This window comes from Thermococcus chitonophagus, from assembly GCF_002214605.1.
GTDB lineage: Archaea > Methanobacteriota_B > Thermococci > Thermococcales > Thermococcaceae > Pyrococcus > Pyrococcus chitonophagus.
This window is the reverse complement of sequence record NZ_CP015193.1, coordinates 1,476,006-1,492,859: the sequence shown is the minus strand read 5'-3', so window position 1 is coordinate 1,492,859 and position 16,854 is coordinate 1,476,006. Positions and strand designations below refer to the sequence as shown.

Annotated in this window: 18 protein-coding genes; 8 read left to right on the top strand and 10 right to left on the bottom strand. The window is 47.3% G+C overall.

What is annotated here, in order from left to right:
* Positions 1 to 28: 28 nt before the first annotated feature.
* Genes A3L04_RS08425 through A3L04_RS08400 form a run of 6 tightly spaced genes read right to left on the bottom strand, consistent with a single transcriptional unit; the run spans position 29 to position 6,373 of the window.
* Complete coding sequence (locus A3L04_RS08425; protein ID WP_068577154.1) at positions 29 to 928, bottom strand: glycoside hydrolase family 130 protein; 900 nt, start codon at positions 926 to 928, stop codon at positions 29 to 31.
* Between the two features lie 4 nt (positions 929 to 932).
* On the bottom strand, positions 933 to 1,922 hold the full coding sequence (locus A3L04_RS08420; RefSeq protein WP_068577152.1) for an ABC transporter ATP-binding protein: 990 nt from the start codon (positions 1,920 to 1,922) through the stop codon (positions 933 to 935).
* Positions 1,915 to 2,889, bottom strand: a complete 975-nt coding sequence (locus tag A3L04_RS08415; protein ID WP_068577150.1) for an ABC transporter ATP-binding protein — start codon at positions 2,887 to 2,889, stop codon at positions 1,915 to 1,917. Before A3L04_RS08415 ends, A3L04_RS08420 begins: the two co-directional genes overlap by 8 nt.
* The gene (locus A3L04_RS08410; protein WP_068577148.1) at positions 2,889 to 3,737 is read right to left on the bottom strand and encodes an ABC transporter permease; all 849 of its coding nucleotides are present in this window, start codon (positions 3,735 to 3,737) and stop codon (positions 2,889 to 2,891) included. The genes A3L04_RS08415 and A3L04_RS08410 overlap by 1 nt, the downstream gene beginning before the upstream one ends.
* Positions 3,738 to 3,746: 9 nt before the next feature.
* Positions 3,747 to 4,766, bottom strand: a complete 1,020-nt coding sequence (locus tag A3L04_RS08405) for an ABC transporter permease (protein ID WP_068577144.1) — start codon at positions 4,764 to 4,766, stop codon at positions 3,747 to 3,749.
* Positions 4,767 to 4,804: 38 nt separating this feature from the next.
* Positions 4,805 to 6,373, bottom strand: a complete 1,569-nt coding sequence (locus A3L04_RS08400; protein ID WP_068577143.1) for an ABC transporter substrate-binding protein — start codon at positions 6,371 to 6,373, stop codon at positions 4,805 to 4,807.
* A 162-nt stretch (positions 6,374 to 6,535) separates the two neighbouring features.
* Here A3L04_RS08400 and A3L04_RS08395 point away from each other — a divergent pair, with 162 nt between their 5' ends.
* From A3L04_RS08395 to A3L04_RS08380, 4 genes are all read left to right on the top strand, one after another.
* A complete protein-coding gene (locus tag A3L04_RS08395) occupies positions 6,536 to 6,739 on the top strand; it encodes a MoaD/ThiS family protein (RefSeq protein WP_068577141.1) in 204 nt (67 codons plus the stop codon).
* A gap of 112 nt (positions 6,740 to 6,851) precedes the next feature.
* Positions 6,852 to 7,091 (top strand): TRAM domain-containing protein, encoded by a 240-nt coding sequence (locus tag A3L04_RS08390; RefSeq protein ID WP_068577137.1) that lies wholly within the window; start codon positions 6,852 to 6,854, stop codon positions 7,089 to 7,091.
* A 31-nt stretch (positions 7,092 to 7,122) separates the two neighbouring features.
* Positions 7,123 to 8,157 (top strand): diphthamide biosynthesis enzyme Dph2, encoded by a 1,035-nt coding sequence (dph2, locus tag A3L04_RS08385; protein ID WP_068579501.1) that lies wholly within the window; start codon positions 7,123 to 7,125, stop codon positions 8,155 to 8,157.
* Positions 8,120 to 8,521: a hypothetical protein gene (locus tag A3L04_RS08380; RefSeq protein WP_068577134.1), complete on the top strand. Its 402-nt coding sequence runs from the start codon at positions 8,120 to 8,122 to the stop codon at positions 8,519 to 8,521. Before dph2 ends, A3L04_RS08380 begins: the two co-directional genes overlap by 38 nt.
* Here the strand turns inward: A3L04_RS08380 and A3L04_RS08375 are convergent.
* The gene (locus tag A3L04_RS08375) at positions 8,516 to 9,268 is read right to left on the bottom strand and encodes a Nif3-like dinuclear metal center hexameric protein (RefSeq protein WP_068577133.1); all 753 of its coding nucleotides are present in this window, start codon (positions 9,266 to 9,268) and stop codon (positions 8,516 to 8,518) included. The genes A3L04_RS08380 and A3L04_RS08375 overlap by 6 nt on opposite strands.
* A 71-nt stretch (positions 9,269 to 9,339) precedes the next feature.
* On the opposite strand from A3L04_RS08375, the gene A3L04_RS08370 reads away from it, so the two are divergent.
* Entirely contained in the window at positions 9,340 to 10,515 is a 1,176-nt protein-coding gene (locus A3L04_RS08370; RefSeq protein ID WP_068577131.1) for an aminotransferase class V-fold PLP-dependent enzyme, read from the top strand.
* Positions 10,516 to 10,623: 108 nt separating this feature from the next.
* On the opposite strand, the gene A3L04_RS08365 is transcribed toward A3L04_RS08370, so the two are convergent.
* Positions 10,624 to 11,808: an ATP-binding protein gene (locus tag A3L04_RS08365; RefSeq protein ID WP_068577130.1), complete on the bottom strand. Its 1,185-nt coding sequence runs from the start codon at positions 11,806 to 11,808 to the stop codon at positions 10,624 to 10,626.
* Positions 11,809 to 11,947: 139 nt separating this feature from the next.
* Between A3L04_RS08365 and A3L04_RS08360 the strand changes: the two genes are divergently transcribed.
* The gene (locus A3L04_RS08360) at positions 11,948 to 12,232 is read left to right on the top strand and encodes a nucleotidyltransferase family protein (protein ID WP_231963861.1); all 285 of its coding nucleotides are present in this window, start codon (positions 11,948 to 11,950) and stop codon (positions 12,230 to 12,232) included.
* A 222-nt stretch (positions 12,233 to 12,454) separates the two neighbouring features.
* On the opposite strand, the gene A3L04_RS08355 is transcribed toward A3L04_RS08360, so the two are convergent.
* Together A3L04_RS08355 and A3L04_RS08350 are read right to left on the bottom strand one after the other, a co-directional pair.
* A complete protein-coding gene (locus tag A3L04_RS08355; protein ID WP_068577128.1) occupies positions 12,455 to 14,173 on the bottom strand; it encodes an ABC transporter ATP-binding protein in 1,719 nt (572 codons plus the stop codon).
* Positions 14,163 to 15,896 (bottom strand): ABC transporter ATP-binding protein, encoded by a 1,734-nt coding sequence (locus A3L04_RS08350; RefSeq protein WP_068577126.1) that lies wholly within the window; start codon positions 15,894 to 15,896, stop codon positions 14,163 to 14,165. Before A3L04_RS08350 ends, A3L04_RS08355 begins: the two co-directional genes overlap by 11 nt.
* A gap of 124 nt (positions 15,897 to 16,020) precedes the next feature.
* Here A3L04_RS08350 and A3L04_RS08345 point away from each other — a divergent pair, with 124 nt between their 5' ends.
* Both A3L04_RS08345 and A3L04_RS08340 read left to right on the top strand, forming a co-directional pair.
* Positions 16,021 to 16,416 carry a 30S ribosomal protein S8e gene (locus A3L04_RS08345; RefSeq protein WP_068577123.1) on the top strand — a complete coding sequence of 132 codons (396 nt, stop codon included), beginning with the start codon at positions 16,021 to 16,023 and terminating at the stop codon, positions 16,414 to 16,416.
* Complete coding sequence (locus tag A3L04_RS08340; RefSeq protein ID WP_231963860.1) at positions 16,409 to 16,822, top strand: Mov34/MPN/PAD-1 family protein; 414 nt, start codon at positions 16,409 to 16,411, stop codon at positions 16,820 to 16,822. Before A3L04_RS08345 ends, A3L04_RS08340 begins: the two co-directional genes overlap by 8 nt.
* Positions 16,823 to 16,854: the final 32 nt, after the last annotated feature.

Sequence of the window (16,854 nt, the reverse complement as noted above, 5' to 3'; positions counted from 1 at the left end):
TCCCCCTTCCTTGGCATAATGAATTAGCTTATATAGATTTTGAAAATCCTAAGGTCTGGAGCAACATCTCAACGCTTCCTTTCCACACTGCCAAGCCCACGTATCTATCGGCCGCCCCATAGTAGAAGAGCGTTCTCTCGTGACTCTCTACCAGACCTTCCAAAAACACGACGTTGTTAACGTGCCCAAACTTTTCCCAGGGATATTCAGGCTCTAAAATTGGGTTCTCTGATTTCCATATCACCTTCTCTGGATTCTCCCTATCAAAGACTGCAACCCTGACCCTGTAGACTAGGCTTTTACCTGCAGAGTTGTAGAATAGAACGATCCCTTCCTTGGTTAGTAAAGGTGGAGGGCCTGGTTCTACCAGCAACAACTTTCCTGGGCTCAAAACTGGCTTTTCTAAGTACTCCCAAGTTTTGCCATCTTTTGAATATGCGATCCAAATGTTCGAATCTCCGAAGTACATGATGTACCTACCGTTGACTTTAACTGGAAGTATCGCACCGCTCTTCGTCCATCCTCTAGGCCTTAAATAGTTCTCTGGGAAGTCGTCAAATATCGGCCCATGCTTCTTCCATGAGAGAAGGTTCTTTGATGTGGCCAAGCAAAGCCTTGCAACTTTACCGTCATAACCAGTGTAAGTCATTACGTACTTTTTTCCCAGCTTAACAACCCTCGGATCCTCAACTCCCTTTGCCTCCCAGGGATATTCAGACTCAAGTACGGGGTCAGGAAACTTTGTGAAACTAATTCCATCTTCGCTTATCGCCAGTCCTATTCTTCCCGTTTTCCCATCCTCGCATTCTCCCCTATACAGCATCACGAACTTCCCCTTTCTGAAAACTACGGACGGATTGTATGCATTTTTGCAGTCAAAGTTATCTGATGATGGCAACAAAATTGGAAAAGGGAGCTTTTTGAGCATTCTCTCACCTTAGCGGATGGTGGCAGGCGACAAAGTGTTCGTGTGAGATCTCAATTAGTTCTGGCTCCTTGCTCTTGCATTCTTCAGTTGCCAATGGGCATCTCGGGTGGAACCTGCAACCACTTGGCGGGTTCGCGGCGTTTGGAACCTCTCCGGTAATTTCTATCTTCTTCTCCTTCTTCTTCCTTGCAATTGAGGGCACTGCCTGTATTAAGGCCATCGTATAGGGATGGGCTGGGTTTTTGAGAACTTCACCCGTAGGCCCTATCTCAACGATCTTACCCAGGTACATTACCGCTATCCTGTCGGCTATCAGCTTTCCTACCGCTATATCGTGCGTAATGAAGAGCTGGCTCATGTTGTACTCTTTCCTAAAGCTCTCCAACAAATCGAGAATTGCAGCCCTCATGGATACATCGATCATTGAAACTGCCTCATCTGCAACAACGAATTCCGGTTTGAGGATCATCGCCCTAGCTATTACAACCCTCTGCCTCTGACCTCCACTTAAGTGGTGCGGGTACCTCTCGTAAAACTCATCTTCGGGAGTTAAGCCGACTCTCCTGAGCATCTTTAGGGCGAGTTCTTTTGCCTCTTCTTTATCTGCAAGTCCGTGGACTAGGAGTGGATGCGCTATGGCATCTCCTATTTTCATCCTGGGGCTCAAACTTGCATATGGATCTTGGAAGATTATCTGCATCCTCCTTCTGAATGGCCTGAGCTCTTCCCTGCTAAGCTTGGTTATATCCACTCCATCGAAGATTATCCTTCCGTCCGTAGGTTCTATCAGCCTTAATATGGTTCTCCCTGCAGTAGTCTTTCCGCAACCGCTCTCACCTATAAGTGCGAGAACCTCTCCCCTCTTTATCTCAAAGCTTATGCCATCAACGGCCTTAACGTACCTTACTGGTGCCTTTCTTAGAGTTTCAAGTATGCTCCTCTTTATGGGAAAGTACTTTTTCAGGTTCTCAACTTTCAGTAGGGGCTCACTCATTTCTGCTCCCTCCATAGAGGTGACATGCGACGAAGTGTCCCTTTTCGTATTCGATCATCATCGGCTCTTCTGCATCGCACAGCCCCTTTAGTTCTCCCTTCTCAGCAAAGACGTGGCACCTTGGATGGAATCTGCATCCCCTTGGCGGATTCCTTAAGTCTGGCGGATAACCTGGGATGGCCTTTATGGGCTTCTCAGTCCATAAATCGGGAACGCTGTTGAGGAGGGCTTGGGTGTATGGGTGTAGGGGGTTCTCTACAATCTGCTCAACGGTTCCAAACTCTACGAGCTTGCCGGCGTACATTACCGCTATCTTATCGCTCCTCTCAGCCGCAAGTGAAATGTCGTGGGTAACGAAGAATATACTCGTCCCCTCTTCCTTCAGGCTCTGGATTAGATCCATGATTGAATCTTGAACTATAACATCCAAGGCGGTAGTGGGCTCGTCGGCGATGAGAAGTTTAGGATTAAAAGCCATTGCAATTGCAATGCTGACCCTCTGCCTCTGGCCTCCGGAGAGCTGGTGTGGGTAATAGTCGAGTCTGTCTGGAGGGATGTTCACCTTTTCTAACAACTCTTTCGCTCTTTCCTTAGCCTCATCTTCATCGACTCCGTGGACTGTCATTGCCTCAACGAGCTGATCTCCAATCTTTCTCAAGGGATCGAGGCTCGTCATAGGATCTTGGAACACCATGCTGATGTCTTTTCCTCTAATCTGCCTCATCTCCTCTTCACTTAGCTTTAGCAGTTCTTTCCCTTCTAACATTATCTGACCACTAACTATCTTTCCTGGGGGCGGGACTAGCCTGATTATGGCACTAGCGACGGTTGATTTTCCACTACCACTTTCCCCAACGAACGTTACCCACTCCTTCTTATCTATGGAAAATGTAACCCCTTCAACCGCCCTGACGACTCCTGAGAGCGTGTAATAGTGAATGGAGAGATCTTTAACATCTAGTAGCATTACCTCACCCCCAGGGAGATCCTCTCGTTTAGGGCCTCACCTATCAGTGCGAACGCCATCGCTAAGAGCATGATCATCACTCCGGGGAAGAAGACCAGCCACCAATAGCCGTCAAGCAAGAACGGCTGGCCTACTCTCAGATCATAACCCCAGTCCGGCGTTGGCGGCGTTACAGAAAGGCCGAGGAAACTTAAACCTGCTTCAGTTAATATTGCATCAGCAACGCTCAGCGTGAATACTACGAGAATAGTTGGGCCCAGATTTGGGAGTATGTACTTCACCATGACTTCTCTGTCTTTCGCTCCTATTGCATGTGCAGCCTCAACGAACAGCTGGTTCTTTAGGCTTAATGTTTGCCCCCTGACCATTCTGAAGTAAGTCGGTACGTAGACGAAGCTTATTGCTATTGCAGTGTTCACCGGGCTTGGTCCTAAAACTACAGCGATGACAATGGCCAATATTAAAGCTGGGAATGCGTAGATGCTGTCCATTATAATGCTCAGCAACCTGTCTATTTTTCCTCCATAATAGCCTGAGATAAGGCCAAGGGGAATTCCAATGCTCATGGACAGAAGGGTAGCCATGAAAACTACAGAGAGGACAACCCTTGATCCCCAAACTATCCTTGAAAACACATCCTGCCCCAGTCTGTTGGTTCCCATTGGGTGCTTAAGGCTTGGGGGAGCAAAAACATCCTCGGTGCTCTTGGTTGGATCGTAGGGAGCGATTATTGGAGCGAAAATTGCCATTATAACTACAACAAGAACTATAGCTATTCCAAAGAGTAGCATCCCTTTTCCTGGCTTTTTCTCAAGGAGGAACTTTGCTATTGGCCTTATCATTTCCATGGTATCACCTCAGTACTTAACCCTTGGATCCAGAATTGCATAGATCACATCAACTATCAGGCTGATTAGGCCGACGAAGAACGCGAAGAATATTACCGCACCTTGAATTGCGTTGTAGTCCCTGTAGTCTATTCTGTCCACTATGAAAGTTCCCATCCCTGGCCAGCTGAAAGTAGTTTCCGTCAGAACTGCTCCGCCAAGGAGTATCGCAAACTGGAGGCCCATTAGAGTAACTATGGGAATGAAAGCGTTCTTTAGAGCGTACCATGTAACCTTCCTTGGGGGAACGCCCCTCGCGTGGTAGGCTCTTATGAAGTCCTGACTCAGCACATCCACCATGTTGTTCCTGACTAGCCTCGTATAAGCACCGCTAAGAACGATTCCGAGGGTAAATGCCGGTAGAATTAGGTGCTTTACCGAGCTGACAAAGGCAGGCCAATTTCCTGTTAATATGCTATCGAGGACGTACAGGCCAGTTATTGTCTTGAGCTGTATTCCTGGATCAAGCCTTCCAGAGGTTGGAAGGAGGTGTAGCTTTACCCCAAATATGTACTGGAGCATCATCCCAAACCACGGGATGAACAAAGTGTATGCTACAATGCTGTACAGCCTCATCGCAGTATCGACTTTGGTTCCCTTTCTAGTTGCTCCAATAACCCCAGTTAGAAGGCCCAAGAGAACGCTGATAGTAAATGCCCAGATCGTCAGTTCAAGGGTTGCCGGAAACCTCTGCTTCAGATAATCCCATACTGGTTTGCCCATTGGGAATGCGAGAGTAACCCCAAAGTCGCCATGCAGAATCTTCCAGAGGTACTCAAAATACTGGACATGATATGGTTTATCCAAACCGGCCATCTTCATCAAGTGCTCCAGCTGTTCCGGAGAGATGCTCTTAGTTCCAACTACCGCCAGTATTGGATTGCCTGGGAGGATCCTCAGGAATATGAACACCACAGTATACAAAATTAGAATCGTTGGGATGATCATCAAAGCCCTAATAAGGATATAGCGTCCTAGCCCCCTGCTCATTTAAACACCTCCAGAAAAAAATTAGAGAGAAAGGAATGTCATCCTTCTTTATAGAGCGTGGAGTAACGGAATATCATATCGGGACCAATTATAACTCCCTTAACGTTCTTCTGAGTTACGAGGTAAAGCTTGCCCTGCACTAGTGGTATGTACGGGACGTCCTCGGCAAGGATCTTCTGCACCTCCTCGTATAGCTTCGCCCTCTCATTCTGATCAGTAAGCCTCTGAGCCTTCGTTAGCAACTCGTCAACAGTTGGATTAGCGTAGCCAGTTCCAGCCCAGCTGTTGGCGGTGCTCTTGAGGAACGGGGTTGTGTAGTCATCTGGATCGAGATAGTCTGGGTACCAGCCGAGCAGATAGACCTGCATCTGTCCCTTCCTTGCATAGTCAACGTAGGTTCCCCACTCGGCGCTCTTTATGTCAACCTTAATCATTCCAGTCCTTTCCCACTGCTCCTTGAGTATCTGGGCTAGGTCAGCCTCGGTATCTCCATAGTGGGTTGGCGTGTACCAGAGGGTTATCTGGAGCGGGTTGCTCTCGCTGTAGCCTGCCTCCTGCAGGAGCTTCTTTGCGAGCTCTATGTTGGCGTCACCGTACTTCTCCTTAAATGCATCTATGTGACTCCACATTCCGTTTGGAATGAGACTATACAGAGGCTCAACGGTTCCCATAAAGACCTTCTCTGCGATCTCCTTTCTGTCGATGGCTGCAGCTAGCGCCTGCCTTACCTTCACGTTCTTAGTTGGGTCGACCTTGGTGTTCAGGCATATGTACCTTATGAATCCTCCCGGAACCTCAATCACGTTGAAGTTGCCGCTCTGTTTGAGGCTCTTTATATCGCTTGGCCTCAGCGTTCTCCAGGCTATATCTATTTCCCCGTTCTGTAGGGCTAGCCTCATTGTAGAGGCATCCCTGTAGAACTTGATAACTATCCTCTTCGTCTTTGGCTTCTCCCCGTAGTAGTAGGGGTTAGCCTCGAAAACTAGTTCCTCATCCCTCACCCACTTGACGATCCTGTAGGGACCAGCTCCACCATAAGTTGCATCGCTCTCTATCTGAGTGTCGGAGTAGTTCGGGTGAACTGGGAAGTATGGTGGCGTAGTTAGCAATGCAAGGAAGTAGCTCGTCGGCTGCTTAAGGTAGAACACTACTGTGTAATCGTCTTTAGCTACAACATCCTTAACGAAGTCAGTTACAAGCCATGCAGGATCCCCGTTGATCTTCATTACCCTCTTTATGCTCCTCACGACGTCCTTAGCAGTTAGAGGAGTTCCATCTGCAAACTTAACGTCCTTCCTTAAGTAGAACGTCCATACGGTTGAATCTTCGTTTACTTCCCACCTCTCCGCAATGGCTGGCTCAATCTCTAGTGTTCCCGGCTTGTACTTTACCAGCCCTTCCATTATGTTGTTCAGGACTTCCCATGTGTAGAAATCGTAGGCATTTGCTGGATCAAGGTCGGTGACCTTATCGGTGACACCAATTACTATCTGTGTAACCTCTTCCTTCGCCTGGGTCTGGGTGCTCTGGCCTCCAATACACCCGCTTGCTACAACGCCAAGGGCTAAAAGCAACACCAATGCCAAAACTTGGACTTTCAACCTCATATAATTTCACCAGTATTGAACTCCATCCAGCGTTGAATTTAAATTTTTTGGATTTTCAGCCATGTTAAAGTTGCTATATGTTTCGATGCAATTTCTGTTTCATGAAAAATTCTCGAGACAAAATTTAAGGAGTGGAGAATGTGATGCAAATGGGGGATGGGGATGATCAAGGTAAAAGTCATTGGAAGGGGGATAGAAAAGGAGATTGAGTGGAGGAAAGGCATGAAGGTCAGGGACGTGCTGAGGGAAGTTGGCTTCAACACTGAGAGCGCCATTGCAAAAGTAAACGGTAAGGTTGCCTTAGAGGACAAAGAAGTTAAGGATGGGGATTTCGTCGAGGTAATTCCAGTCGTTTCCGGTGGTTGATTATTCTTACTTTTAAGCCACCAAAATGTTTATTAACGAACCTCTCAACGCTTAAGTGGAGCAAGACACTCTTCTGAGTGCCTTGCTCCAATGTTGGATGGATGTGTTGGAAATGTATGGTGGAAAAGGTGGAAAGAGAAGGTTTAATGGAGAGCCCAGGAGATTTGAAGCTCCAGTTAAGGTTGGAGAAAGGTACAAAGTTAAGATTGAGGGCATGGGCAAAGGTGGAGATGGGATAGCCAGAATTAAGGGCTTTGTTATCTTCGTCCCCCACACGCACGTTGGGGATGAGGTAGAGATCGTGATAAACTCAGTTAAGAAGAGATTTGCGTTTGCGGAAGTTATTGAGTGAACTTTTTAATTTCCCCATTCCTTTTTCTTACATGCTTCACGAAATTCCTAAAGATGAAATTTTAAGGGAACTCCAAAAGCTGAACGCTAGGAAGGTTCTTATTCAGTCTCCTGAAGGCCTTAGAAGAGAAGCTTACGAGCTTGCGGTGTTCTTAGATGAGAACGGAATAAATGCGATAATCCACGGTGAAGTGAATTATGGGGCCTGCGATCCGGCGGATAAAGAGGCTGAGATATTAGGTTGCGATGCATTGATTCACTTGGGCCACTCTTACATGAAGCTTCATCTTGAAGTTCCAACGATATTCGTCCCAGCCTTCGCGAAAGTTGATGTTGTTGAGGCTTTAAGGAAAAATGTTGAAGAGATAAGGAAACTAGGGAGGAGGATAATACTCGTAACGACTGCCCAGCATATACACCAGCTCGAGAGGGCAAAGAAGTTCCTGAAGGAAAATGGATTTCAAGTTGTCATCGGTAAGGGTGATTCAAGGGTTTCTTGGCCGGGTCAAGTTCTCGGGTGCAACTACTCAGCTGCAAAAGTTGAGGGGGATGGAGTTTTGTTCCTGGGCTCGGGGACATTTCATCCCCTCGGCCTCGCCCTTTCAACGAAGAAGAAAGTTCTGGCAATAAACCCCTACAGCGGCGACTTCATGTGGATGGACGAGCTTAAGGAGAGGTTCATAAGGAAGAGGTGGGCTCAGATTGCAAAGGCTATTGATGCCAAGAGGTTTGGCGTTATAGTGAGCATCAAGAAAGGCCAGCTAAGGCTCAGGGAGGCCCAGAGAATCATAAAACTCCTGAGGGAGCACGGGAGGGAGGCAAGGCTTATAGTCATGAATGACATAAGCTACATGAAGCTTGAAGGCTTTCCGTTTGATGCCTACGTAGTGGTCGCGTGCCCGAGAGTTCCAATAGATGACTACGAAAACTGGAGGAAGCCAGTCTTAACGCCCAGGGAAGTTGAACTACTGCTCGGCCTAAAGGAGGAGTACGAGTTCGATGAGATTCCTGGGGGAAGGAGGGAAAGAGATGAACCTCTCGGCATATCCCTTCATAAAGCCGGCTGACTTCCTCGTTCTGGCAGTTGGAATCTTCGCCTATTACGAGTTCCTAAAGACGGGGTTTGAGATATTTACGTACAGGAGGCCCAGGAAGCTAGTGCTCCTTGTGATATCAGGAATTTCCGTATTCTTGTTGCTATTCGTTCACCTCTTAGCGGCATTCGCCTTTACGCTAATCTTCATAATAATGGAGGGAGTCAACGTTAAGGATTCATTTATAGTGGCCCTAACTGCTGAGTTCGGCTTCTTCATAAGCTTTATAGCCCTCTACTTCATCTTCACGACTGTAGGAACCATGTTTGGTATTGAAGGGTTGCAGCTTAACCTGGACTGGGATGAGCTTTTGCATTATGCCATGGGTCGCTCATAGCCCAGTTGGGCTGTCTATGAAGACCGTTTTTACTCCAAACTTCTCCCTTATCATGGGCATCAGGGCCTTAACTCCCAGGGTTTCAGTTGCATAGTGGCCTGCAGCTATAACGCTGAGCCTTAAGTCTTCAGCAGTTCTGTAGTCCGCGTGCGTGAACTCTCCCGTGATCAAGAGGTCAGCCCTTTCGCTGGCTTCCTCTATCGCGAACCCTCCCGCCCCGCTCATAACTGCAACCCTCTTAACCTCCTGAAGGCCGAACTCGTAGCTCTTAACGTAGTCCACGGGGAGCTTCTCAGCCAAAATTTGGGCTATCATGGGGAGGGGTTTTGGCTTATCAAACTCACCTATGAACCCTATCTTCACACCCCTGTACTCGCCGAAGGGCTCCTTCGGTTCCAAGCCCAGAAGCTTCAGCAACTGAGCGTTGTTTCCGACCTCAGGATGGGCGTCGAGGGGTATGTGGGCAACGTACAGGTTCATCTCGGCTCTCATCAGCTCCTTCAGCCTCTTAGCGAACAGCCCTTTAACGTAGTTCACGCCACCCCATATTATCCCGTGGTGGACTATAAGCATGTCAGCGTTAAAAGCCCTCGCTTTAACTATCGTATCTAAACACGCATCAACCGCAAACGCCACCGTGTTTACCTCTTTCTTTCCCTCCACTTGAAGTCCATTGCTCGACTTGTCGGGGTAGGCTGAGATGTTTAGAAATTCGTCGAGGAACCTTACTATCTCATCCCTTTCCATGGGACCACCACAAGGTAGAGGAACTTGGCTGGCTTTAAGGTTAATTTATTAAACTTCATTCAAACATTAAGATGGTGGTCGAAGTGAATGCTAGGCATTTATTCCCTGGACTCGAAAGGTTTAGGGCATACCTAAACACGGCGGGCCTTGGATTGATGCCCGTGACTGTTCTCAAAGCCGTGAACGAGTTCCTCCTTGACGTTATAAACTACAAAGAGGGGATAAATGCAGTTGAAGAGCTCGATCCAATGTACCTTGAACCCGTTCAGAGGGAAGCGGCAAAGCTACTTAGGGTTAAGAGGGATAACGTGACATTCAGCATTCAGACTACGGACGGCTTAAAGAGAGCCCTACAGGCCCTTAAACCCGGGAAAGGCATGAAGATAGTATCCTTTGACCTCGAGTTCCCAACGATATCCGCTATAGTCAAGAGCTACGCCAAGCTTCATGGTCTGAGGGTTGAAGTTGTTGAGAACGAGAACGGCCTCTACACTCCGGAGATGGTCGAGAAAGTTATAGATGATGAAACTTTCGCCGTAGTTTACAGCGACGTTCAGTGGATAACCGGCCAAAGGATGCCTCGGGAGATAGCGGAGATAGCAAAGGAACACGGAGCTTGGGTTATAGTTGATGCCGTTCAATCTTTGGGAGCCCTTAAGGTTGACCTGAGAAACGTTGATGTCCTCGTCGCCGGAGGAGAGAAGTGGTTGCTCAACCCCAACACCGGAAGCGGGGTCATGTATTTATCCAACGAGTTCTTGGAGGAGTGCGAGCCCGTCATAGGGTTGCTCAACACGGAACCTCCTGTGCCGTGGTCCGATTGGTGGGGAGACAAGGATAAGGATCTCTGGGATCTCCTCCCGCTGAGGAATGATGCGAGGGTTCTTGATCACGGAACTCCTCCCTACCTAAGCATAGTTGCCCTGGGGGCCTCGCTTGAGCTACTAAACTCGTTGGGTGTGGAGAGAATAGAGAAGCACGACCTGAAGCTTGCCGAAAAGGTTAGAGAGTGGGCCAGGGAGAGGGGATTTGAAGTCCTGGGGAACTCTCAGATAGTTCTGATTAGAACTGGCCTGGGATTTGAAAAGGAGAGGGAAGCTGTGGCAAAGCTTAAGGAAGAGGGAGTAGTTGTGTCTCTTAGGGGGGCCAAGGGAATTTACGGGGTAAGGGTCTCACCGCACCTCTACAACACCGAAGAGGATGTTGAGGTGTTTATTGAGAAGTTCTCCAGTATTCTAGGGCTTTGATTTTTCAATTATTGTTTGAATTTTCAGTTTAGAAACATACTCAAACAAGAGATTCTTGAATAAGGAAAAGTAGATGTTTTTAGTACACTTGCTACAACCCTCTACTTCTCAGAAATACTTCTCAGAAAGCTCCAGCAAGAAGAAAGGCACATCCTCCCTCTCAAGCACCACAACCCCCCTAGGATACCTCCTGTGAGCCTTTCCGGCCTTTACTTCCACTTTCATGTTTCCTGCAATTGCATCGATCTCGTAAGAATTCCTATAATAATAAACTTCGCCAAATCTCCGATATAAATGCTCCTGAACGACCCATTCATAAATGGCATCTTCCCTTAGCTCTGCCCCGCTCCACGATGAGAAAAGTCTGGCCAAAAGAGGATCCCTGAAAAAGAACTTTTTCTCCCTCCTATACATAATCCTGTCCCCTTCTTTTAGATGCGCCACCCCCAGGATGTATAGCTCTTGGAAGAGCTCTACATAGCTTTGAATTACCTTGTAGGAGTAGCCTGAAGTCATGTGTGCTAATGCCCTATAGCTCGTCGCGGAGGGAGCGCTTTCAATAATCGCATAAAATGTCTCCTTAGCTATCTCGAGGCTCTTCCCAAACCTTATGAACTCCCCTAGGTAAGCCCCGAGAAGATCGTCCATTGGAAGACCGTTAAGTGAGCCGGGAAATCCACCTGTTCTCAAGTACTCCTCAAATAGCTTCAGGGTTTTCTCTCGGTGAAGTTCCGGCCTTTTGAGGCCCATTACCTCAACGTACTCTCTGAAGGAGAGGGGCATCACCTCGAGAGTTTTCCCTTTTCCCCTCCTTCCTGGGAACATCTCCACGTCTCTTTTTACTTTTAGTGAGCTTGATCCTGTGACGGTAATAACGTCATTGTCCAAAAGACCTGTATCGATTAGTGGCTTAACGCCTCTCCACCAACCTTCAAGTGATGAGGCCTCGTCCAAAAAGATGTAGCCCTTTCTAATCCCTTCCTTCTCCTTCATCTCGTGAAACTCCTTTAGCAGGGCCAAAAGTTCTCTGTAATCTGGCAGGATCTCAACGTTGATATATATGACTGATTCTGGAGGATTTTCCTTCAAAAGCTTCTCAATTAAAAGTTTTATTCCCGTTGTTTTTCCGACCTGCCTTGGGCCAAAGATGAAGTTTAGTGAAAAAGGTTCAAGGGGAATTTTGTCAATCCATTTCGGCCACCAACGGATCTTTTGCCTTCTCCACTGTCTCACGTGGTAATCCTCTTTTCCTTCCCACCACGGGTTCATGTAAGTTAGATCTCCAAGCCTCATGTTGACACCTGAGAAGTTCTAGTTCTCATGTCTTTATAAATGTTGAGAATTTAAACTTCTCATTGTTGAACATATATCGGCAATTGAAAAATATGTTTAAATGTAGAACTGTGCCTTCAAAGGCTGGAGGAGATAGCTCATGGAGAAAAAAGCATTAGCCCTTAGAGAATTCATAAAAAGAGTTGAGGACAAGTTTGGTGGCTCTGTTGAAAGTATCGTGCTATTCGGATCCTATGCGAGAGGAGACTATAGTGAAGATAGCGATATAGATGTGCTCATTGTGGGTGATGTTGATTTTTATGAGATTATGGAAATTGTCACTGATATCCTCCTTGAATACGGAGAGCTCATAAGGTCCAATATTATTAGGGCCAGAAGAAATCCGAAAAAGGAAAGACAGCTTTATAAAAACTATCCTAACTGAAGGGAGGGTTGTATATTCAAAAACCGGTTGAGCTTTTTATTGTGAGGGAAAAGGCATGGACAAAACTGGAAACAAAGTTGAAAGGAGAGTTAAGATAGAACTTGCGATAAGGCTTTACGAAACAGGCTGGAAGGTTGGCAGGTCTCATTAAGTGGAAATTCTTCGAGCTTTTAGCTAAAGAAGGTGAGGTATCTCAAAAATAAAATCTACTGATGGAGAAATTTAAACCTCCATCTCCTCTAACCCCCGAATTACACCCTCTAAATTAATCTCTCTGCCACCAGGAATCTCCATTGCAATTCTGCCGTCGTGAACAACCACTATTTTATCAACGTACTTGAGTATTCCTGGCCTGTGTGCTATTATTATGCTCGTCCTTCCCTCCATAAGCTTGAGCATAGCCTCCTGAACCAGCCTTTCCGTCTTGGGATCAACGCTTGACAGTGCCTCATCAAGAATCACTATGTCTGGATCCTTAAGCATGGCCCTGGCAATTGCTATCAGCTGTCTCTCCCCCAGGGAAAGCAGTTTCCCAGCCTCTCCAGCTGGAGTGTCGTACCCCTTGGGGAGCTTCATTATGAATTCGTGTATGCCGAGCTGTTTGCAGACCCTTATCACATCCTCCCTACTTGCCCCAGGATTTGCTATCAGAATGTTCTCCATTATCGTCCCAGGGAAGAGGTAGGTTTCCTGGGGAACGTAGCCTATCCTCTTCCTGAGGCTCTTCCTGCTTATCTTCCTCCCGTCTATTCCGTCATACAGGATTTTTCCCCTTGTGGGATCGTAGAACCTCATGATTAGGTTCGCTATTGTTGTTTTTCCAGCTCCAGTCTTGCCGACGAGGGCTATTCTGCTCCCCGCTGGTATTTCCAAGTTAACGTCCTTCAGAACCGGCCTACCCTTCTCGTACTCGAACCATACGCTCTCAAACTTTATCTCGCCCTCAAGCTTTTCAACTTCAATTCCCTCGTAGCTCTCAACGTTTTCATCGTCTATTATCTCGTATATCCTGTCCAAGGCTGCCAAAGCCGATTGAAGGCTGTCGTACATGCTCACAACGTTGTTTATCGGCCCCCTAAACCTCTGGGCGTACTGGACGAAGGCTACAACAACGCCTATGCTCACCGCACCCTTGTACGCTAGGTAGCCCCCGTAGGCTATCACGATTATGACGGAGAGTAGGCTTGTAATGTTCATGAGGGGCCAGAAGAGGCCCATGTATATTGCAACCCTCAGGTAGGCCTTCACGGTTTCGAGTGAGGCCTTAGAAAATTCCTTCTCAACGTCCTTCTCCTTTCCAAACGCCCTTATCGTTTCTATCCCGGAAACGCTCTCCTCGACTATGCTCGAAATCTTCGCGACCTTCTCCCTGGTTTCTCTGTAGGCCCTCCTCATCCTCCCACCGAAGTAGTAGGCAACTACAACCATCAGCGGGACGCTCAGGAGAGTCGCTAAGGTCAGCTTTGGGCTTAAGAAGAGCATCGCAGCTATTATCCCGGCTATGCTCAGTATACTGCTTATCCCTCCCAGCAGGCCCGAAACGAGTATATCGTTCACCATGTTTGTGTCGTTTATTATCCTTGAAACTAAGTCCCCAGTAGACCTGTTCTTGAAGAAGTCTAAGTTCGAAACGAGAATCTTCTCATACAGCTGCCTCCTAAGGCTTTTCAGGACGTTCTGCCCGAGCATTTCCGTGTAGTAGGTCTGGAGCATCGTGAAGAACCACTGGGCAACTAAGGCCAAGAGATATAGTGCGGCGATGAAGGGTAATCCTTCAAGCTTTCTGGGGATTATGTAGTGGTCTATTGCCACCCTGAGCAGGTAGGGAGAGGCAAGCGTCGCTAGGGTTGAGCCTATTATTGCAACAACAGCTATCCCCAGGATCTTCCTCTGTGATAGTGCCTCCCTGAGAAACCTCAGGAAGAGGGACTTATCCCCCATACTCACCACCCACGAGCTCTCTGAAAATGCTCTCCCTCTTGAGAAGCTCCTCTGGCTTTCCTTCCTCTACTATTCTCCCGTCTTTCAGTACGATTACCCTATCAACGATCCTCGCCAAAGAAGGCCTTTGGGAGACTATTAGGGCAGTCTTATCCCTCAAGATGTCCTTTAGGTCTTCAACGAGTTTCCTCTCTGTTTCTAAATCTAGATTTGACACTGGATCGTCAAGGAGGACTATCTTTGGGTTAAGTAGCATTGCCCTAGCTAGCGCCAGCCTCTGCCTCTGCCCGCCGGAGAGGGTTATGCCCTTCTCCCCAACGACGGTGTTATAGCCCTTAGGCAATGAAGAAATGAAATCGTGTATCTTCGCTATTTTAGCTGCCTTCACGATTTCCTCCATGCTTGCATCCGGCTTTGCGAGCGCTATGTTCTCTTTTATGCTCCTGTTGAATATGAACGGTTCCTGGGGAACGTAGGCAACTATCTTTCTGAGACTGCTGATCTTGATCTTCCTGACATCTATTCCATCGATTAGCACCTCTCCTTTTTGGGGCTCATAAAGCCTCGCTATGAGCTTAAGGATGGTGCTCTTCCCCGATCCTGGTGGCCCAGTTATTAGAACCTTCTCTCCGGGCTTCACCTTAAAGCTAACGCCTTTGAGCACCGTCCTCCCTGTGGCCTCGTATGTAAACCACACATTCCTAAATTCGACTTCCCCCCTAGGGTTCTCGAGGTCTACGGCATCTGGAGCATCGACGCTTTCAGGGGCTGAATCTATGACTTCAAACAGCCTCGATGCCGCAGCTAGGGTTCTCTGCATGTCCCCTATTATGAAGCCGAGGGCTCTCAAGGGCCACATTAAGGTGAGCATGTAAGTAAGGAAAGCTGTAAGCTCTCCCACGGTTAGGGTTCCCGCTATTATCCCTTTGCCTCCGTAGTAAAACATTGCGCTCATCGAAAGCCCGAGAACGAGGAATGGAGAATTACCGTAGATTGAGGTTATCTTGGTGGCCTTAACGTTTAGGGAGTACAGCTTTTCATTGTCTTTGTCAAACTTTGAGAGTGAGTAATTTTCAGCGGCCAAGGCCTTTATCGTCTTTATACCCGCTATCGCCCCGGTCACCAGCGATGCAAGAACTCCGGTTTGATGTCTTATGCTGTCGTAAATTGGCCTTACCTTCTTTATGTACGTCATGTTTATCATTACGACTACGATTATCGTCACGACAGCAACGAGCGTCAGCCTTCCACTCATCCTGAGCATGTAGTACAGGGATATCAAGATCAAGAATGAGGAATAGACGAGCATTCTCAGCCTGAATGAGAGGAAAGCCATTATCCTCTCAGTGTCATTGGTTATTCTGCTTATTATCTGACCCGAGAAAGTTTTATCAAAGAACTCCATCCTGTGTCTCTGAATTGCTCTAAATGCGTCCATTCTTATCATGTAGATCGCATGTTGGGAGGCTTTCGTTAGGAGATAGCGAGCTGAAAAGCTGAACGCTCCATTCAAAACTCCAGCGAGGATTATTAAGAGGGCGTATCTTATTGCAACATCATAATTCTTTGCAGATATTCCCTTATCTATTGCGTTCCTTATTAGAACTGGGATGACTCCGTTCGTGTAGGACATTAAAACTACCAGGATCATGGCTATCCCAAATTCGAGCTCATGCCCCTTGAGGTACCCCAGGATCCTCATGAACTGCCTAGTTGAGCCCATGTTAGTACATCCATTCCGTTTCTATAAATATTTATCGGTTAGATGGCTATCTAAACCAGATGGTAAGTAGCACAAAAAGCTTATAAATAACCCATTGGAATGCCGAATAGCGAGGTGAGATTAAATGGCGATCTGGCAGGGAAGATCACTTAAGAAGCCTTCAGGTGGAAGGATTGTACTCGCGAGGAAGAAGAGGAAGAGGGAGCTCGGTAGGGAGCCCGCTAACACAAGGGTTGCCGAGCAGGACAAGAGGAAGATCATAAGGACTTACGGAGGAAACAGGAAGGTCAGATTGACCGCTGCAGCTTATGCAAACGTCTTTGACAAGACCGGCAAGGGCAGGAAGGTTAGGATCATTAGGGTACTCGAGAACTCTGCAAACAGGCAGTTCGCGAGGAGAAACATAATCACCAGGGGCGCAATAATCGAGACCGAGCTTGGGAAGGCTAAGGTCACTTCAAGGCCTGGCCAGGATGGTGTCGTCAACGCTATCCTCCTCGAGGAGAAGACTATTGAGTGACTTTCGATTTTCCCTCGTTCTCCCCAAATCTATAATTGAGGAAATTCTTAAAAGGGCGAGCTCTTCTCCCGTTGAGATTTGTGGCTTCCTCCTTGGAAGGGGAAATGAAGTTAGCGAAGTGGTGTTCATCAAGAACAGGCTTGATTCTCCGGTAGAGTTTGAAATGGAGCCTGAGGAAATGCTGAGGGCCTTAGAGTATGCCGAGAATAGAGGCTTGGAGATCCTTGCAATATTCCACTCCCATCTCTCCTGCCTTCCAACTCCAAGCGGTAAGGATCTAAGGGGGATGAACCTTTGGCCAGTTGTTTGGCTCATAGTTAACTCCTCTGGGAAGTACAAGGCGTGGAAGCTTGAGAATGGAAAAGTTGTAGAGGTTGAAGTTAAAATAGTGAACAGGAGTTCATGAATATTTTACAGATGTTAAATACTAATCCACGT